The sequence below is a fragment of the Curtobacterium sp. L1-20 genome (assembly GCF_048755855.1).
Taxonomy (GTDB): domain Bacteria; phylum Actinomycetota; class Actinomycetes; order Actinomycetales; family Microbacteriaceae; genus Curtobacterium.
On record NZ_CP151473.1, the window covers coordinates 2945313 to 2962056 of the forward strand.

Here is a 16744-nt window from a genome sequence, read left to right on the forward strand (position 1 = left end):
CCCGCGGTCTCAGGCCCGGAGGCGGGCGCGTCCGGCACGCGCGGCGTCGAGCAGCACGCGGGCTCGGGCATCGAAGGAGTGCTCGGCGGCGACGCGGGCAGCGATCGCCGTGCGCTCCGCCGCCGTCGGCCAGGAGCGTGCCGGGTCGAGCAGAGCGGCGAGGTCGTCGCGCGACCGTGCCACCGCGAGCGTCGGGACGTCGAGCACGTCCTCGAGTCCGTCGACGGGGTCGGTGACGACGACGCCCCCGGACGCGAGCACGTCGAACACCCGGTTCGACACGAAGCCCCCCGACGCCATGTCCGGCCAGTGGTCGTTGAGCACGACCCGGGCGGACGCGTAGGACGCGGCGACGTCGGCGCGGCTCAGGGACTCCGCGCCCCGCAGGCCCTCGGGGACGAGGTCCCGCCACCCCGGACCGTGCACGCGCAGGTCGGCGCCCAGGGCGACCGCGTCCGTGACGACCGGCCGTGCCGTCCCCCGCGTCGAACCGACGAACACCACGCGGCCGGCATCGGGACCCTGCGGGGTCGACGGGTGGAACACGGCCGGGTCCGTCGCCTGCAGCAGGGTCCGGACCGGCACCTCGGAGCGCGTGCTCGCCGCCGCGGCCCAGACCGGTCCGGCCGCGAAGGCCGCGTCGAACGACCGGAGTTCGGTGTCGGCCACGTCGTCCGGGTGGCTGATCACCCAGAGCAGGTTGACCGAGGCCGGGTTCGGCGGCACCCGGTCGAGGCCGCGCACCACGAGCGTCACGTCGTCGGAGCCGTCGTCGTCCCGGACGTGGGCGTCGCGCCGGTCCACCCGGACCCGCTGTCCGAGCCGCTCGAGGGCGCCGGCCAGCTCGGCCGCGAAGTGCACGTCGCCCCAGCCGTCACCCTCCGGGCCGGCGGGGGCCGCGATCTTGACCGCCCACGACAGCTCGCCGTCGTCCACGGCGCGGCTCCGGGACGCCGGCGCCACCGGACGCGCACCCCACGGGGGCAGCGGCAGGCCGGCGACGACCGCCGCGGGGCCGTCGCTCGGCCGGTCGGCGGCCCGGCCGCGCCAGGCCGCGAACGCGTCGACGACGGCGGCGTCCACGGTGCGGCCCGCCTCCGCCGACCGTCCGAGCGCCCACACGGGTGTCACGTCGCCGCCGGCGCGGTCCGCGACGGCACGGCTCCAAGCCGACAGCGTCATCCGTTCGTCCGGGAGGCACGGCGCCGGCACCAGCGCACGTCCGGGCAGTGCGAGCGCGGGCTGGTCCGCGGCGAACACGGCCGGTCCGGGACCCGTCGCGCGGGCAGCGAGGACGACTGCCCGGAGGCCGTCGGGACCGGGCACGACGGAGGCCGCGTCGTCGGTCCAGGGCATCGCACCGGGTCGCAGGAGCCGCGCACCGTGCCGCGCCGCACCGTCGGGGAGCCAGACGCGCGCCTGGGCGACGCCGCGGCCCCCGGACTCGGCGAGGACCTGCAGGTCCTGCTCGGTCACGCCCACGGTGGAGTCGACGACGACCACGACGGCACGGACGCCACCCGCGAGCGCGGCGTTGACCGCGGACCCGATGCCGTCCACCGGCTCCTGCAGCACCCACGGCACACCGGTCGGCACCGGGCCGAGCGGGGACGCGTCGGCGACGTACGCGACGGCCCGGACGTCCGCCTCCGGGCCGAACGCGGTCCGGGCCGCGACCACCATCGGCGGCAGGCGGTCGTGTCGGTCGGAGCGGCTGACCAGGACCACGGTGACGCCCGTCGAACGGACCGGCAGCTCGCCGTCCCAGCCGGCCACGCGCGGGATGCCGACGGTCGTCACGGACGCTGGTGGCGCCTCCTGGTCGGTGCCGGCACCGGCCGTGTCGTCACGGCGACGGTGCCGGCGGAAGAGACCCACGGACGGTTCAGGCCTCGAGCAGGCGCTGCAGGTAGACGCCGTACCCGCCCTTGACGAGCGGTGCGGCGAGGTCGGCGAGCTGCGCGTCGTCGATCCACCCGTTGCGCCAGGCGATCTCCTCGATGCAGCCGATCTTGAAGCCCTGTCGGTCCTCGATGACCTTGACGTACTCGGACGCCTGCATCATCGACTCGAACGTGCCGGTGTCGAGCCAGGCCGTGCCGCGGTCGAGGACCTGGACGCCGAGCTCCCCGGCCTCGAGGTAGCGCTCGTTGACGGTCGAGATCTCGAGCTCGCCGCGGGCGCTCGGCTCGATCGTCTTGGCGATCTCGATGACCTTGTTGTCGTAGAAGTACAGGCCGGGCACGGCGTAGTTCGACTTCGGCTCGGCGGGCTTCTCCTCGATGGAGACCGCGGTGAACGCGTCGTCGAACTCGACGACGCCGTACGCCTTCGGGTCCGCCACGTGGTACGCGAAGATCGTCGCGCCGTCGACCTCGGTGTTCTTCCGGAGGTTCGTGCCGAGGCCGGTGCCGTGGAAGATGTTGTCCCCGAGGACGAGCGCGACGCTGTCGTCGCCGATGAAGTCCTCGCCGATGACGAACGCCTGCGCGAGGCCGTCCGGGCTGGGCTGCACCGCGTACTGGATGTCCATGCCGAGGGCCGAGCCGTCGCCGAGCAGGGCGCGGAACTGGTCGTTGTACTCCGGCGTCGTGATGACGAGGACCTCGCGGATGCCGGCCATCATGAGGGTCGACAGCGGGTAGTAGACCATCGGCTTGTCGTAGATCGGCATGAGCTGCTTGCTGATGCCCTTGGTGATCGGCCAGAGGCGCGTGCCGGAACCGCCGGCGAGGATGATGCCCTTCATCGGGTCGCTCCCTTACTTCTTCGTCCGGAGGGACTCGGTGTACGCCACCGCTTCCTCGTAGGTCGGCAGCAGGCCCTGCTCGGCAGCCTGCTCGAGCGTCGGCGCCGTGGTGTCCTTCTCGGAGAGCACCGGCTCGCCGAGGCCCTCGGGCAGGGTCAGCCCGACGGTGGGGTCGAGGATGGTGATCCCCTTCTCCCGCTGGGGGTCGTAGTGGGCGCTGACCAGGTAGTTGACGGTCGACCGGTCCTCGAGCGCGACGATCGCGTGGCCGAGGCCCTCGGACAGGTAGACGGCCTTGCGGTCGACGTCGTCGATGCGGACGGAGTCCCACTGGCCGAACGTCGGCGACCCGACGCGGATGTCGACGATGTAGTCGATGAAGGCGCCGCGGACCGCGGTCACGTACTTCGCCTGGCTCGGCGCCACGAGGGCGTAGTGGATGCCCCGGGCGACACCGGCCGAGGAGACCGACATGTTCACCTGGCGGAGGTCGAGCGGGTGGCCCACCGTCTCCTCGAGCACGTCGGCCCGGTACGCCTCGAGGAACGCTCCTCGTGCGTCGCCGTGCTGGACGGGCGTGAACTCCCACGCGCCGGGGATCTTCAGTTCGCGGATCTGCACCGGAGCAGCCTAGCAAGCACCCTGGTACACCACGCTTCGGGGGGAACACGGTCGCGGCGGCGGCTCCGCGACACCCCGGTCACGTAGGCTGTCCTGGTTTCGAGCACGTGCCGACTCCCTGAAACGAGACACCGCGACCCGTGAAGCTATTCGTCCAGATCCCCTGCCTCAACGAGGAGAACACCCTCGCCAGCGTGATCGACTCGATCCCCCGCCAGATCGACGGCATCGACGAGATCGAGATCCTGGTGGTCAACGACGGCAGCACCGACCGCACCGTCGAGGTCGCCAAGGAGCACGGTGTGGAGCACTTCGTGCACCACACCACGAACATGGGCCTGGCGCGGTCCTTCCGGGACGGCGTGGACTACGCGCTGCTGCACGGCGCCGACATCGTCGTGAACACGGACGGTGACAACCAGTACCCGCAGGCGCAGATCGCCGAGCTCGTGCAGCCGATCCTCCGCAAGGAGGCGGAGATCGTCATCGGCGACCGGCAGACGCGCACCATCGAGCACTTCTCCGGCTTCAAGAAGCTCATGCAGCGCTTCGGCTCGTGGGTCGCGTCCCGCGCCGCCGGGCTCGACCTCCCCGACGCCGCGAGCGGGTTCCGTGCCTACTCCAAGTACTCCCTCATCCGGCTGAACATCGTCACACGCTTCAGCTACTGCATGGAGACGATCGTGCAGGCCGGCTACAAGCGCCTCGCGATCGCGTCGATCCCGATCACGACGAACCCGAAGACCCGCGAGTCCCGGCTGTTCAAGAACATCTGGCAGCACATGTTCCAGTCCGGGTCGGCGATCGCCCGCGTCTACCTCATGTACCGCCCGATGGCGCTGTTCCTCTGGGTCGCGGCCGTCCTCGGCGTGCTCGGACTCTGGCCGCTCGTCCGCTACCTCGTGCTGCTGGCGATGCAGACCGGCGGCAACCACCTGCAGTCGATCATCCTCGGCGTCGTCCTGCTCATCACCGCGGTGCTGGCGATCGTGATCGGCGTCGTCGCGGACCTCACCCGTCTGAACCGGACCCTCGCCGAGGAACAGCTCGACCTGCAGAAGCTGCAGCGGTATGGCGACTGAGCGCGACGGGTCCGTGCTCGACCGGCGGACCCGCGTCGCGCTCTGGCTGCGCCGTCCGGGCAGCTGGGTGGAGGTCGCCGCCTGGGCGGGACTCGCCGCGTTCGTCGTCTGGACCCTCGGCCCCGCGCTCATTGGCCACGGCACGTTCCTCAACACGGGCCTCCTCAGCCGCTACACGCCGTGGGGTGAGACGTTCCGCACGCTGAGCAGCTCGACGAACATCTTCACCAGCGACACGATCGACACGGTCGCCCCGCAGACCTCGCTGCTCACGCGCCTCGCGCACGAGGGGGTCTTCGCAGCGTGGAACCCCTACGTCGCCGGCGGCGCCGAACTCGGGGGCATCCCGGACTCCGGTGCCTGGTCGCCGCTCTCGCTGCCCTGGTGGATCCTCCCGCTCGCGTACGCGCCGGGCGCGGTGAAGCTGCTCGAGATCGTCGCCGTCACCGTCGGCATGTCGCTCCTCCTCCGCCGGTGGGGCGTCCCGCGCGCCGGCTGGCCCATCGCGGCCCTCGTCTACTCGTCCTCCGGCTTCATGGTCGCCTGGTCCAACTGGCCGCAGACCCGCGTGGCGGCGTTCATCCCGCTGCTGTTCTGGGCGATCGACCGCGCCGCCGTCGAGCTCCGCGCACGGGACGTCATCGCCGTCGGCGTCCCGCTCGCGTCGATGCTCCTCGGCGGGTTCCCGGCGATCGTCGGGTACGCGCTGTTCATCGGCGGCCTGTTCTTCCTGGTGCGGACGATCGTGGCGCACCGGCGGTGGCTGCCGGTCGTGTGGAGCGGCGTCATCGCCGTGGGCGGGATCGTCTTCGGGCTGCTCCTGTCCGCCTGGCAACTCGTCCCCTTCGCCGTCAACGCCAGCAACCTCGTGGACTTCAGCGGACGCGGGCAGAGCGGCCCGAACGGCCTCGGCACGCCGCCGCTCGTCAGCGCGTGGGTGCCGGACATCGCGTTCGTCCAGAGCACCGGTCCGGCGTGGGGCGTCCGCAACCCCGTCGAGGAGTACTCCTACCTCGGGATCGCGGCGGTCGTCCTCATCGCGGTGGCCGTCCTCGTCAGGCCGACGGTCCGGCCCGGGACCGCCCGCACCCGCGGGGTCGTCGCCGTCGTCGCGTCGATGCTCGCGCTCGCCGTCGTCATCGTCTACCTGGGCGGCCCGGTGCTCTCCGCCGTCCGCGAGCTGCCGGTCTTCGACACGAACCCGATCGGTCGCGCCCGCGTCGTGGTCCTCTTCCTCGCCGCCGCGATGGCGGGCGTCGGCTTCGGCCGGCTCGTCGAGCCCGAGAACCTCCGCGACGAGTTCGCCCGGTTCCGCGCCGCCGGCCCGCTCCGACGCACCGGGCGGGTCCTCGCGATCGCCGTGGTGCTGTTCGTCGCCGTCGGTGTCGGGCTGCAGACGCTGCTCGCGATCCCACCGATCACCGAGCAGTACGTCCACCGCACGAAGCTCGAGATCCTCCTCGTGGGCGTCCTCGGCATCGTCACGGTGCTGCTCGTCGTGGTCGTCTGGGTGTTCCGGTCGCGGATCCTGTCCGCGGTCGCCTCGGTCGGCGTCGTCGCCCTGGTCGCGGCGCCGGCGATCGTGGTGACGCTCCCCTGGTGGCCGACCGCGTCGACCTCGACCTTCTACCCGACGACGCCGGCGATCGACTACCTGAAGGCGCACGTGTCCGACCAGGACCGCTACGCGACCACCGGCAGTGCCATGCTCCCCGGCTCGTCCTCGTACTGGCAGATCCGCGAGACGACCGGTCACGCGTTCCAGACGAGCGAGTGGAAGGACCTCATGCGGTCCGTCGACCCGGACACGTACCCGACGGCCACCTACCTGTCGTTCGAACCGAACCTCATGCCGTCGCTCGCCACCTCGGGGATCCTCGACCGGCTCAGCACCCGGTACCTCGTCGCCGACCCGTCCGCCCCGCTCGCCGGCACGGCCGAGCCCGGTGCCGCGCGGACGACCTGGACCGACCTGACCGCGTCGCACCCGTCGGTCGACTCGGCCAGCCAGACCGGCCCCGTGAACGGCATCACGTTCACCGGTCCTCCCGCGCAGACCACCTCGGCCGAGGGCATGACGCTCCGGGTCGACGTGGTCGCCGACGGCTCGGGCGCGACCCTGGCATCGACGTCGAGCTGGGTGCCGGGACTCGGCGGCCCGCGGAACGTCGCGCTCCAGGGCTCGACCATCCCCGAGTCGACGTCGTGGCACGTCCGCATCAGCGTCACCGGGCAGGACAAGCTCGTGCCGATCGGCACCGACGACGCCGGCCACGCGGTGATGAGCGTCACACGGCCCGTCCCGGGCGACGGGGTCTCGGTCGTCCACACGGGCGACGCGACGATCTACGAGCGCGGCGACGCCCTGCCCCGCGTGCGCTGGGCGTCCGACCAGGTCGTCGAACGGACCGACGCCGCGCGCGTCCGCACGCTCGCGGAGCAGTCGCTGCCCGACTCGACGGTCGTGCTCAGTGCGCCGTCGCGCCACACCGCCGACCCGGACGGCACCGCCCGCATCACCCTCCGCGGCGGCGACGTGAACGAGACCGTCGCCTCGGTCGACGCCACAGCGGGTGGCTGGGTGGTCGTCGCCGACTCGCTCCAGCGTCCCGGTTGGACGGCGACCGTCGACGGCCGCTCGACCGACCTCGTCGCGGCGGACGACGCCGGCGCCGCGGTGTGGGTGCCCGCCGGCGAGCACACGGTGGCGCTCCACTACGCGGTGCCGGGAGCCCGGACCGGCTTCCTGCTGACCGGTGCGTCGGTCGTGCTCGCGGTGCTCACCTGCGTCGCCGTCACCGTCCTCGTCCGTCGGCGCCGGAAGCGTCGGCACGGCCGGACCGAGCGGCCCGCCCCGGCGACCCCGCTGGCCTGACACCCTAGAATCGTCAATCGATCCACCGTCCGACTCGCGAAAAGGAACCAGACAGCGTGAAGATCCTCGTCACCGGCGGAGCCGGCTTCATCGGCTCGAACTTCGTCCGACGCACCCTGCAGGACGCGTACCCCGGGCTCGAGGGCGCCGAGGTCGTGGTCTACGACGCGCTGACGTACTCGGGCAACCTCGAGAACCTCGCGCCGGTGGCGGACTCCCCCCGCTACACGTTCGTGCAGGGCGACATCCGCGACGCCGAGAAGCTCGACGAGGTCATCCCCGGCATCGACGCGATCGTGCACTTCGCCGCCGAGTCGCACGTCGACCGGTCGGTCCGCGACTCCGGCATCTTCGTCGAGACCAACGTCGTCGGCACCCAGCGTCTGCTCGACGCGGCGCTCCGCCACGGCACCGAGCGCTTCGTCCACGTCTCGACCGACGAGGTCTACGGCTCGATCAGCGAGGGCTCGTGGGACGAGGAGCGGCCGCTCGAGCCGAACTCGCCGTACTCGGCGTCGAAGGCCGGCAGCGACCTGCTCGCCCGCAGCTACCACCGCACGCACGGCCTGAACCTCTCGATCACGCGGTGCTCGAACAACTACGGGCCCTACCACTTCCCCGAGAAGGTCATCCCGCTCTTCGTCACGAACCTCATCGACGACCGGCACGTCCCGCTCTACGGCGAGGGCAACAACGTCCGCGACTGGCTGCACGTCGACGACCACACCCGTGGCATCGCCCTCGTGCTCACCAAGGGTCGCGCCGGCGAGATCTACAACATCGGTGGCGGCACCGAGCTGACGAACAAGGAGCTCACGCAGCTCCTCCTCGACGCCACCGGCAAGGACTGGTCGTACGTCGACCGCGTCGCCGACCGCCTCGGACACGACCTCCGCTACTCGGTCGACATCTCGAAGATCCAGGCCGAGCTCGGCTACGAGCCGCAGGTGCCGTTCGAGCAGGGCCTGGCCGACGTCGTGCAGTGGTACCGCGACAACCGCTCCTGGTGGGAGCCGCTGAAGGAGCGCGCCGCGCTCTCCTGAGCGGAACCGGACCGCCGTCCCCGCACGCCACCGACACGGAAGCGACACCATGACCCGGTACCTCATCACCGGCGCCGCCGGCATGCTCGGCCACGACCTGCAGCGCGCGCTCGCCGATCGTGACGTCACCGCACGGTCCCGCGCCGAGCTCGACATCACCGACCCGGCTGCGGTCGACGCCGCGGTCGCCGGCCACGACGTCGTCATCAACTCGGCGGCCTACACCAAGGTCGACGACGCCGAGACCGACGAGGCGACCGCCTCGGCGGTGAACGCCACCGGCCCGGCGCTCCTGGCCGAGGCGGCGGTCCGGCACGGCGCGAAGCTCGTGACGATCTCGACGGACTACGTGTTCGACGGCAACGGCACGGCGCCGTACCCGGAGGACGCGCCGACCGACCCGCTGAACGCCTACGGCCGGACGAAGGCGGACGGCGAGGCCCGCGTCCGCCGGATCGCCCCGGACTCGTCGTACGTCGTGCGGACGGCCTGGATCTACGGCGCGGACGGCCCGAACTTCGCCGCCACGATGCTCCGGCTGGCCGCGACCCACGACACGGTCAGCGTGGTCACCGACCAGGTGGGGCAGCCCACCTGGACCGGTGACCTCGCCCACCGCATCGTCGAGCTCCTCGACGCCGACGCCCCGGCCGGGATCTACCACGGCACGAACAGCGGCCAGGGCTCCTGGTACGACTTCACCCGTGCGATCTTCGCCGAGAACGGTCTGGACCCCGAGCGGGTCCTCCCGACCGACAGCGCGGCCTTCGTCCGGCCGGCACCCCGGCCGGCGTACAGCGTGCTCGGCCACGACGGCTGGTCGCGCGCGGGCCTGACGCCGATGCGCGACTGGCGCGAGGCGCTGCACGCCGCGACCGCCGCCGGGGTCTTCAGCGCGTGACGGACCCGTCCACGCTGGTGGTCGGCGCCGGGGGCTTCCTCGGCGGGGCCGTCCTCCGGTCCCTCGTCGCGTCCGGCGTCGACGCCGTCCCAGCCCGGGTGCCCTGGGACGACCAGGACGCCGCCGTCGCGGCCCTGGTCGCGGCGATCCGCTCGGTCCGGTCCGGCCCCGAGCCGTGGCGCGTCCTCTGGTGCGCCGGCACGGGGGTCGTCGCGACCGGCGCCGAAGTCTTCGACGAGGAACGGCGACTGGTCGCCCGCGTGCTCGACGAGACCCACGACGACCGATCGGGTCCGGGCACGGTGTTCTTCGCCTCGTCCGCCGGGGCGGTCTACGCCGGCAGCGACGATCCGCCGTTCGACGAGGACAGCGAGCCCGCCCCGCTCGCCCCCTACGGACACGCCAAGCTCGCCGCCGAGGCGCAGTTCCGCGACTGGGCGGGATCGACCGGTGCCCGGCTGGTGGTCGGCCGCATCTCGAACCTCTACGGTCCGGGAGCGAACCTCCGCAAGCCGCAGGGACTCGTCTCGCAGCTCACCCTCGCGCACCTCGAGGGCCGGCCGTCGTCGATCTACGTCCCGATGTCGACCACGCGCGACTACCTCTACATCGACGACGCCGTGGACATGGTTCGGCAGACCCTCGACCTCGTCGAGCAGGACCCGACCGCGACGGCCGTGACGAAGGTCCTCGCCTCCGGACAACCGGCCACCATCGCGGACGTCATCGCCGCCGTCGAGGCGGCCCTCGGTGCCCGCCTGGACGTCCAGGAGGGCGCCGACCCGTCCGCGACCTTCCAGGGACTCGACCTGCGGATGCGGTCCGCCGTCCTGCCGCAGGTGGACGCGCGCGCCTTCGTGCCGTTCCCGCAGGGCGTGGCGGCGACGGTCGACGCGATCCGCGCACACCGCGCCGCCACGGGAACCGTCAGCCCCGAGCAGTAGGATCGCCGCATGCGTGATCGCCCCGCGGGCCGCATCGGGTCGCTGGACGGACTCCGTGGCGTGGCCGCCGCCGTCGTCCTCGTCCACCACGGACTCCTCGTGGTCCCGACGCTCTCGGACGGCAACAACGGCCTGCCGATCCCCGCGAACCGGGCCTGGCTCGTGGACACGCCCCTGCACCTCTTCTGGGCCGGCGGCGAAGCCGTCTTCGTCTTCTTCGTCCTGAGCGGGTTCGTGCTGACGCTGCCCGCGCTCCGCCGCGCCCAGGACTGGATCGCCTACTACCCCAGCCGACTCCTCCGGCTCTACGTGCCGGTGGTCGCGTCGATCGCCCTGGCGCTGGTGCTGTTCCTCCTGGTCCCGCGCACGCCCGAACCCGGCGCCTCCGGGTGGCTGCTCCGGCACGTCGAGACGATCACCCCGGCTGGCCTGATCGGCGACCTCACGCTGCTCTTCCCGACGCGGCTGAACAGTCCGCTGTGGTCCCTGACGTGGGAGGTCGCGTTCTCCCTCCTGCTGCCGCTGTTCGTCCTGGTCGCGAAGGCGACCCGGCGCATCTGGTGGGCCACGGCGATCGCCGCGCTGGTGCTGTCGGCACTCGGGCGGCAGTACCACGAGGACTGGCTCATGTACCTCCCGATGTTCTTGCTCGGTTCGGCCCTGGCCGCCGGGTGGGAACGGATCCCCGAGATCCGCCGCGGGACGGGCTGGGTGCTCGCGGGACTCGCCGTGCTCGGCATCACGTTCGAGTGGTGGCTCCCCCGCTCCCTCGTCGGCATCCACGTCCCGATCGTCGTGACGGCCTCGGCCGGGCTCATCGTGCTCCTGTGCGGCAAGTGGCTGCCCGCCGAACGGGTCATGCTCGGTCCGGTGCCGCGCGCGCTCGGCCGGTTGTCGTTCAGCCTGTACCTGGTGCACGAGCCGATCACGGTGTCCGTCGCCTACCTGCTGCCGACGTCCGTGCCGTGGCTCACCCCGATCGTCGCGATCCCGGTCGCGGTGGTCGTGGCCGGGCTCTTCGCCCGCCTCGTCGAGCTCCCGGCGCACCGCCTGGCCAAACGCGTCGCCCGGTCGATCACCACGCGGCGCGCGCGGGTCGGGGCGGAGCCGCCGACCAACGGCGCGGACGTCCGGATGTCGGATGACGACCGCCGAGCCGCCTGACCGCAGCCGCCTCGAGCGGACCGGCGGACGACCGCCCGTCGGCCGCCCCGTCGGTCTGGAGGCGCGTGGCGGCGCCGTACCGCGCCTCCAGACCGACGGGTGCTCGCGTCAGCGCGGACGCGCGTGATCGCGTCGGCGGGCGCAGACCGGCGGCTGCGCGTCGATGGATGCTCGCGTCAGCGGGCGCGTGCTGCCGACAGCAGGGTGCGGTACCGGTCGCCGACCGCGGCGACGGTGTGTGCCGCTGCCGTCTCCGCAGCGGCACGGCCGAGCCGCTCGGCGAGCGCCGGGTCGGCCAGCAGCCGGTCGACCGCCGCGGCGAGGGCGTCGGGGTCCCCGGGGCCGACGAGCAGGCCGTTCACGCCGTCCTCGACCACGTCGACGATCCCCGGCACGGCCGAGGCGACGATCGCGCAGCCCGCGGACATCGCCTCGAGGAGCGCGACCGGCAGCCCGTCGCGGTCACCGTTCGCGGCTGGCACGGACGGGTACAGCGCGATGGACGCCTTCGCGTACTCGGCCGCGAGCGCCTGCTTGTCGCGCGCGCCGAGGAAGGTCGCGCTCGAGCCCGCGCGGGCCTCGAGCGCGGGCCGGAGGGGTCCGTCCCCGACGACCGCGACCTCGGTCGGGCGTCCGGTCATCCGGTCGAGTGCGTCGAGGAGCACGACCGCTCCCTTCTTCTCGACCAGCCGGCCGACGAAGAGCACGCGACCGGGGACGCGGGTCTCCCGCTCGACCGCACGGGTGATGGGCTCGAGGTCGACGCCCATCGGCACGACGTGCACCTGCTCCGGACGGGCACCGAGCTTCCCGAGCTCCCGCGCCATGTCGGTGCTCATGCAGGTGACCGACGCGGCGCTGCGGACGACCGCGCGCTTGACCGCCTGGAGGACCGGGTTGCGCAGGGCGTACAGGTCGCCGCCGAGGGTCGTCACGACGCGCGGCAGGTCGCCGAGCACGAGCCGGCCGACGGCGCCCTGCGGGATGATCCAGTGCAGGAGCGCGACGTCCGGCCGGGAGCGCCGACGCTCACGCCGGAGGGCCGCCGCCATCGACACGAAGAAGCACGGCACCTGCAGCCACCGCGACCGCTTCGCCTTGAGGTTGTCGACGATGGCGCCGTCGGCGAGGTCGCGCCAGCGCGCCGGGAAGTAGCCGTAGCGCCGGACCTCCACGTCACCGATCCGCTGGTGGGCGCGGGCACCCTTCGTCATCGGGGCGACGACGACCACGCGGTACTCGTCCGACAGCGCGGTCGCCAGGTCGAGCACGAACCCCGGCGTCCCGTCACCGGCCTCGGCCGGGAAGGTCGACGCGGCGACGAGGAGGGTCGGACGACGGTCCGGATCGGGTCGCATCCAGCGCGCTCCCTTAGAGTTGTCGGTCGATGGACGCACAACAGCCTACGGGGTCGACCGCGGGGTCCCCGGACCCGCTCGACACCTCCGCCGACGCCGCCACGGGCGCCGTGCCGACCACCGGTCGGCGCGCTCGCGTGCTCACCGCGGTGAAGTGGGTGGCGGCCGTGGTGGCGGTCGCGTTCCTCGTCTGGAGCGTCGCGCGGCAGTGGGATGCCATCGCCCGCGACGTCACCCGGCTGGACGCGCCGACGGTCGTCGTCGGTGTCGTCGCCACCGTGGTCGCACTCGTCGCCAACATGCTGTCCTGGCGCGCGATGATGGCCGCGAGCGGGTACCGGGTCCGGGTCGCGGCGGCGTCGTCCATCTTCTTCGTCGGGCAGCTCGGCAAGTACATCCCCGGGGGCGTCTGGTCGATCGCCGCCCAGGCGGAGCTCGGCCGGGCCCACGGACTGCAGCGCACCGGGAGCGCCGTCGCGGCGCTCGCCTCGATGCTCGTGAGCATGGTCACAGCGGCACTGGTCGGCATCGTGGCCGTGCTGCTGTCCTCGTCGACCGGCTTCGCGACCTTCTGGTGGTTGATCCCCGTGATCGTCGTCGGGCTCGTGTGCCTCACCCCGCCCGTCCTCGGCCGGCTCATCGGGGTCGCCTTCCGGGTGCTCCGCCGACCACCGCAGGACACCACGCTGACCTGGTCCGGTACCGCGATGTCCCTCGTGTGGTCCCTCGTCATGTGGATCGCGTACGGCGTCCAGGCGTCCGCGGTCCTGCGGGCCTTCGGCGCGGACTCGCCCGCCCTCTTCCCGGTGGCGGTCGGGGCGTACGCGGTGGCGTGGCTGGTGGGCTTCGTGGTGGTCATCGCCCCCGCCGGCATCGGCCCGCGCGAGGGCGTCCTGGTCCTGCTCCTGGGCAGCGTGGCCGGCGGTTCCGCGCCGTTCGCCCTCGCCGTGATCAGCCGGGTCTTCATGACCGTCGGCGACGTCCTGCTCGCCGGGGTCGGCGCCGTCCTCGCCGCCCGACACCGTCGGACGACCCGTGCGGCGGCGGCCCGCGTGGGAGCCACGGTTCCTCCCCGTGCGGACTGATATGGTCGGCTTCCGACCGAGCCGTGCGCACGGGAGCACCACGAGGAGGCGCACCGCATGACAACACTCCACGTCGTCGTCGACCAGGTCGTCGCCCCGGTCCCGGGTGGCATCGGTCGCTACGCGGAGGAACTCACGCGGCACCTGATCGAGAACGCCCCGGCGGGTTGCGAGGTGGCCGGCATCGTGTCCGCCGTGGGCCGGGACCAGCTCGCCCACATCCGGACGCTGCTGCCCGGCCTCGCCGACCTCGACCGGCTCGCCCTCCCCCGCCGGGAACTCTCCCTCGCCTGGCAGTGCGGCCTCGTCGGCGGCGTCGGCAAGGGCATGGTGCACTCGCCGAGCGTCCTCGCACCCCTCGTCAAGCACGACCGGTTCAGCGACCCCGGCCGCCAGACGGTCCTCACCGTCCACGACACGGTGCCGTGGACGCACCCCGAGACCCTGACCGCGCGCGGGGTCCACTTCCACCGCGCGATGATCAAGCGCGCGTGGAAGCACGCCGACGCCGTCGTCGTGCCGACCCACGCGGTCGCCGGCGCCCTCAACCAGATCCACCGGTTCGACGACCGCCTCCGGGTGATCGGCGGCGCCCCGAGCGGACGGCTGCGACTGCCCGTGGACGCCGACCTCCGCGCCGAGCGGCTCGGGCTGCCGGACCGCTACGTCCTCGCCGTCGGGACGCTCGAGCCGCGCAAGGGGCTGCAGTACCTCATCGAGGCGATGGCGCACCCGGACGCCCCGGCCGACCTGCCGCTCGTGATCTCCGGTCCGGACGGCTGGGGGGACGTCGACGTGTACGGCGCCGCCGAACGCGCCGGTCTCGCCCGCGACCGCGTCAAGGTGCTCGGCCGCATCGACGACGCCGACCTCGCCGTGGCCTACGACCGCGCCACCGTGTTCGTGTTCCCCAGCCTGGCCGAGGGCTTCGGGCTGCCGGTCATCGAGGCGATGAGCTTCGGCACGCCGGTCATCCACTCCGACGACGAGGCGGTGCGCGAGGTCGCGTCCGACGCCGGCGTCACGGTCGCCCGCGACCCGCGGGAGTCCTACCCCGAGCGACTCGCCCAGGCCGTGTACCAGGTCGTCAACGACCCGCTGCTCGCCGGCCAGCTCGCCGTCGCGGGGCCGGACCGGGCGCGGATGTTCTCGTGGAAGGACTCGGCCACCGAGACCTGGCAGCTGCACGCCGACCTCTGAGTCGGACGTCAGCCAAACCGGGCGACTCCGCCGCCGGCCGCCGTCCGGGCGGACCGCTCAGAGCGAGTCGCGGAGCCGCTGCGCCTTCTCCTCGACGAGCTGCTCGAGTCCCTCGGCGTACTCCGCCAGCCGGCCCGCCACGCCGGCGTCGGCCGAGCCGATGATGCGCGCGGCGAGGAGCCCGGCGTTCGCGGCACCGTTGATGGCCATCGTGGCGACCGGGATGCCGGCGGGCATCTGCACGATCGAGAGCAGCGAGTCGAGACCGTCGAGCCGTGCGAGCTGCACCGGCACGCCGATGACCGGCAGCGTCGTCATGGACGCGACCATGCCGGGCAGGTGCGCCGCGCCACCGGCGCCGGCGATCACGACGCGGATGCCCCGGGCGGCCGCACCACGCGCGAAGCGGGTCATCTTGTCCGGGGTGCGGTGCGCCGAGACGACGTCGGCCTCGAACGGGATGCCGAGCTCGGTGAGCATGTCCGCCGCCGCGCGCATCGTCGGCCAGTCGGAGTCCGAGCCCATGATGATCGAGACGAGCGGCTGGGCGGTGTCGGCGGTGTCGGTCACGCGACGAGCCTATCCGAGCAGGACGGAGCGCCAGGTGTCCCCGTCGAGCCCGATGACGCGCTCCGTGCGCACCCACTCCGCCGCGTCCGGGTCCGCGGCTCCCGACGCCACGGCGGCGCGCACCGCGTCCCGCCACGCGGCCGTGTCGTCCGGCACCGCGATGACGCCGTGCTCGCGCGCCGCCCGGTAGGACGGTCGGTCCGACACGACCGCCGGGAGCCCGAGCGCGGTGTACTCGACGGCCTTCAGGTCGCTCTTCGCCCGGTTGAACTCCTCGTCGCGGAGCGGGGCCACACCGGCTCGCCACCGCTGCCGGTGGTCGACGAGCCAGCGGGCGAAGGCCGGGTAGTGGCCGTCCGGCACCTCGAGCCGGCGGTACCAGTCGGACCCGTCCGCGTCGTCGGTGACGCCGATGACCTCGAGCCGGATCGGCACCCCGTCCGCGTCGGTGAGGTCCGTGAAGACGTCGCGGAGGAGCGCGAGGTCCGCGCCGTGCGTGAGCGTGCCCATGTAGAGGACGCGGTGCTCGTCGGCGGGCCGGTCGTCGTCCGTCGCCGTCGCGCCGGGCGTCCAGATCGTCGGGTCGAGGGCGTTCGGGACCACGACGACCCGGCGGGCGACCGGGCGGACGACCCCGGCGAGTTCCTCGGTGCTCACCACCACGAGGTCGGCTCCGCGCACGAGGGCGTCGATCGAGGCGAGTCGGTCGGGGTCGTACTCGGCGCGGGCCAGTCGGTCCCGGCCGGACGCGGTGAAGAAGTCGTCGTCGACCTCGGCCGCGACGCGGATGCCGCGGGCCCGTGCGGCGGCGAGGAACGGGGCGACGAGGTCGCGCGGCAGGACGTCGCGCTGCACGAGGAGGGCGGCGTAGTCGGTCTCGTCGCGGCCGTCGACGAACGCCGCGGGGTCGACCTGCCGGACCACCGCGCCGCCGGTCCGGCCGAGGTGCTCGGTCCGCCGGACCACCCGGACGTGTGCGGAAGCGGGGTGGGCGCCGTCGGCACCCGCGACGACGTACCCGAGCACCGGCAGCGGGGCCGGCTCCGGGAGGGCTGCCGGGGTGCCGGTCACGACGCGGCGGAGCCGCCCTGCTGCTCGGCGGAGGAGGTGACGGGGCATGCTGCCATCCTCCCGCACCGGGAGCGGTGGCAG

General features: G+C 73.1%; 14 protein-coding genes. 8 read left to right on the plus strand and 6 right to left on the minus strand.

All coding sequences use genetic code 11. The annotated features are described in order from the left end of the window. Nucleotides 1-9 precede the first annotated feature (9 nt). Genes AAEP86_RS15305 through AAEP86_RS15315 form a run of 3 tightly spaced genes read right to left on the minus strand, consistent with a single transcriptional unit; the run spans nt 10 to nt 3370 of the window. Entirely contained in the window at nt 10-1878 is a 1869-nt protein-coding gene (locus tag AAEP86_RS15305) for a glycosyltransferase family protein (RefSeq protein WP_420368155.1), read from the minus strand. Nucleotides 1879-1885: 7 nt separating this feature from the next. Then, nucleotides 1886-2749: a glucose-1-phosphate thymidylyltransferase RfbA gene (gene rfbA / locus AAEP86_RS15310; RefSeq protein ID WP_420368156.1), complete on the minus strand. Its 864-nt coding sequence runs from the start codon at nt 2747-2749 to the stop codon at nt 1886-1888. Between the two features lie 12 nt (nt 2750-2761). After that, a complete protein-coding gene (locus AAEP86_RS15315; protein ID WP_420368157.1) occupies nt 2762-3370 on the minus strand; it encodes a dTDP-4-dehydrorhamnose 3,5-epimerase family protein in 609 nt (202 codons plus the stop codon). A gap of 140 nt (nt 3371-3510) precedes the next feature. Here AAEP86_RS15315 and AAEP86_RS15320 point away from each other — a divergent pair, with 140 nt between their 5' ends. Genes AAEP86_RS15320 through AAEP86_RS15345 form a run of 6 tightly spaced genes read left to right on the plus strand, consistent with a single transcriptional unit; the run spans nt 3511 to nt 11379 of the window. Continuing rightward, nucleotides 3511-4452 carry a glycosyltransferase family 2 protein gene (locus tag AAEP86_RS15320; RefSeq protein ID WP_420368158.1) on the plus strand — a complete coding sequence of 314 codons (942 nt, stop codon included), beginning with the start codon at nt 3511-3513 and terminating at the stop codon, nt 4450-4452. Next, a complete protein-coding gene (locus AAEP86_RS15325) occupies nt 4442-7327 on the plus strand; it encodes a hypothetical protein (RefSeq protein WP_420368159.1) in 2886 nt (961 codons plus the stop codon). Before AAEP86_RS15320 ends, AAEP86_RS15325 begins: the two co-directional genes overlap by 11 nt. A gap of 56 nt (nt 7328-7383) precedes the next feature. Beyond that, nucleotides 7384-8370 carry a dTDP-glucose 4,6-dehydratase gene (rfbB, locus tag AAEP86_RS15330; RefSeq protein WP_420368160.1) on the plus strand — a complete coding sequence of 329 codons (987 nt, stop codon included), beginning with the start codon at nt 7384-7386 and terminating at the stop codon, nt 8368-8370. A gap of 49 nt (nt 8371-8419) precedes the next feature. Then, complete coding sequence (rfbD, locus tag AAEP86_RS15335; RefSeq protein ID WP_420368161.1) at nt 8420-9271, plus strand: dTDP-4-dehydrorhamnose reductase; 852 nt, start codon at nt 8420-8422, stop codon at nt 9269-9271. Next, on the plus strand, nt 9268-10215 hold the full coding sequence (locus AAEP86_RS15340) for an NAD-dependent epimerase/dehydratase family protein (protein WP_420368162.1): 948 nt from the start codon (nt 9268-9270) through the stop codon (nt 10213-10215). Before rfbD ends, AAEP86_RS15340 begins: the two co-directional genes overlap by 4 nt. 9 nt (nt 10216-10224) lie before the next feature. Beyond that, nucleotides 10225-11379, plus strand: coding sequence for an acyltransferase family protein (locus AAEP86_RS15345; RefSeq protein WP_420368163.1), 1155 nt, complete (start codon nt 10225-10227; stop codon nt 11377-11379). A 176-nt stretch (nt 11380-11555) separates the two neighbouring features. On the opposite strand, the gene AAEP86_RS15350 is transcribed toward AAEP86_RS15345, so the two are convergent. After that, complete coding sequence (locus AAEP86_RS15350) at nt 11556-12737, minus strand: glycosyltransferase (protein WP_420368164.1); 1182 nt, start codon at nt 12735-12737, stop codon at nt 11556-11558. Between the two features lie 29 nt (nt 12738-12766). Here AAEP86_RS15350 and AAEP86_RS15355 point away from each other — a divergent pair, with 29 nt between their 5' ends. Next, nucleotides 12767-13822 carry a lysylphosphatidylglycerol synthase domain-containing protein gene (locus AAEP86_RS15355; RefSeq protein ID WP_420368165.1) on the plus strand — a complete coding sequence of 352 codons (1056 nt, stop codon included), beginning with the start codon at nt 12767-12769 and terminating at the stop codon, nt 13820-13822. Between the two features lie 57 nt (nt 13823-13879). Continuing rightward, nucleotides 13880-15022: a glycosyltransferase family 4 protein gene (locus AAEP86_RS15360; protein WP_420368166.1), complete on the plus strand. Its 1143-nt coding sequence runs from the start codon at nt 13880-13882 to the stop codon at nt 15020-15022. Between the two features lie 57 nt (nt 15023-15079). On the opposite strand, the gene purE is transcribed toward AAEP86_RS15360, so the two are convergent. Together purE and AAEP86_RS15370 are read right to left on the minus strand one after the other, a co-directional pair. Next, nucleotides 15080-15547, minus strand: coding sequence for a 5-(carboxyamino)imidazole ribonucleotide mutase (gene purE / locus AAEP86_RS15365; RefSeq protein WP_420370506.1), 468 nt, complete (start codon nt 15545-15547; stop codon nt 15080-15082). A 54-nt stretch (nt 15548-15601) separates the two neighbouring features. After that, on the minus strand, nt 15602-16711 hold the full coding sequence (locus AAEP86_RS15370) for a glycosyltransferase (RefSeq protein WP_420368167.1): 1110 nt from the start codon (nt 16709-16711) through the stop codon (nt 15602-15604). Between the last annotated feature and the right edge of the window lie 33 nt (nt 16712-16744).

Coding starts and splice junctions, on each gene's coding strand:
- rfbA (WP_420368156.1), bottom strand. CDS start 2,749: ATGAAGGGCATCATCCTCGCCGGCGGTTCCGGCACGCGCCTCTGGCCG.
- AAEP86_RS15325 (WP_420368159.1), top strand. CDS start 4,442: ATGGCGACTGAGCGCGACGGGTCCGTGCTCGACCGGCGGACCCGCGTC.
- rfbD (WP_420368161.1), top strand. CDS start 8,420: ATGACCCGGTACCTCATCACCGGCGCCGCCGGCATGCTCGGCCACGAC.
- AAEP86_RS15345 (WP_420368163.1), top strand. CDS start 10,225: ATGCGTGATCGCCCCGCGGGCCGCATCGGGTCGCTGGACGGACTCCGT.
- AAEP86_RS15350 (WP_420368164.1), bottom strand. CDS start 12,737: ATGCGACCCGATCCGGACCGTCGTCCGACCCTCCTCGTCGCCGCGTCG.
- AAEP86_RS15355 (WP_420368165.1), top strand. CDS start 12,767: ATGGACGCACAACAGCCTACGGGGTCGACCGCGGGGTCCCCGGACCCG.
- AAEP86_RS15360 (WP_420368166.1), top strand. CDS start 13,880: ATGACAACACTCCACGTCGTCGTCGACCAGGTCGTCGCCCCGGTCCCG.
- purE (WP_420370506.1), bottom strand. CDS start 15,547: ATGGGCTCGGACTCCGACTGGCCGACGATGCGCGCGGCGGCGGACATG.
- AAEP86_RS15370 (WP_420368167.1), bottom strand. CDS start 16,711: ATGCCCCGTCACCTCCTCCGCCGAGCAGCAGGGCGGCTCCGCCGCGTC.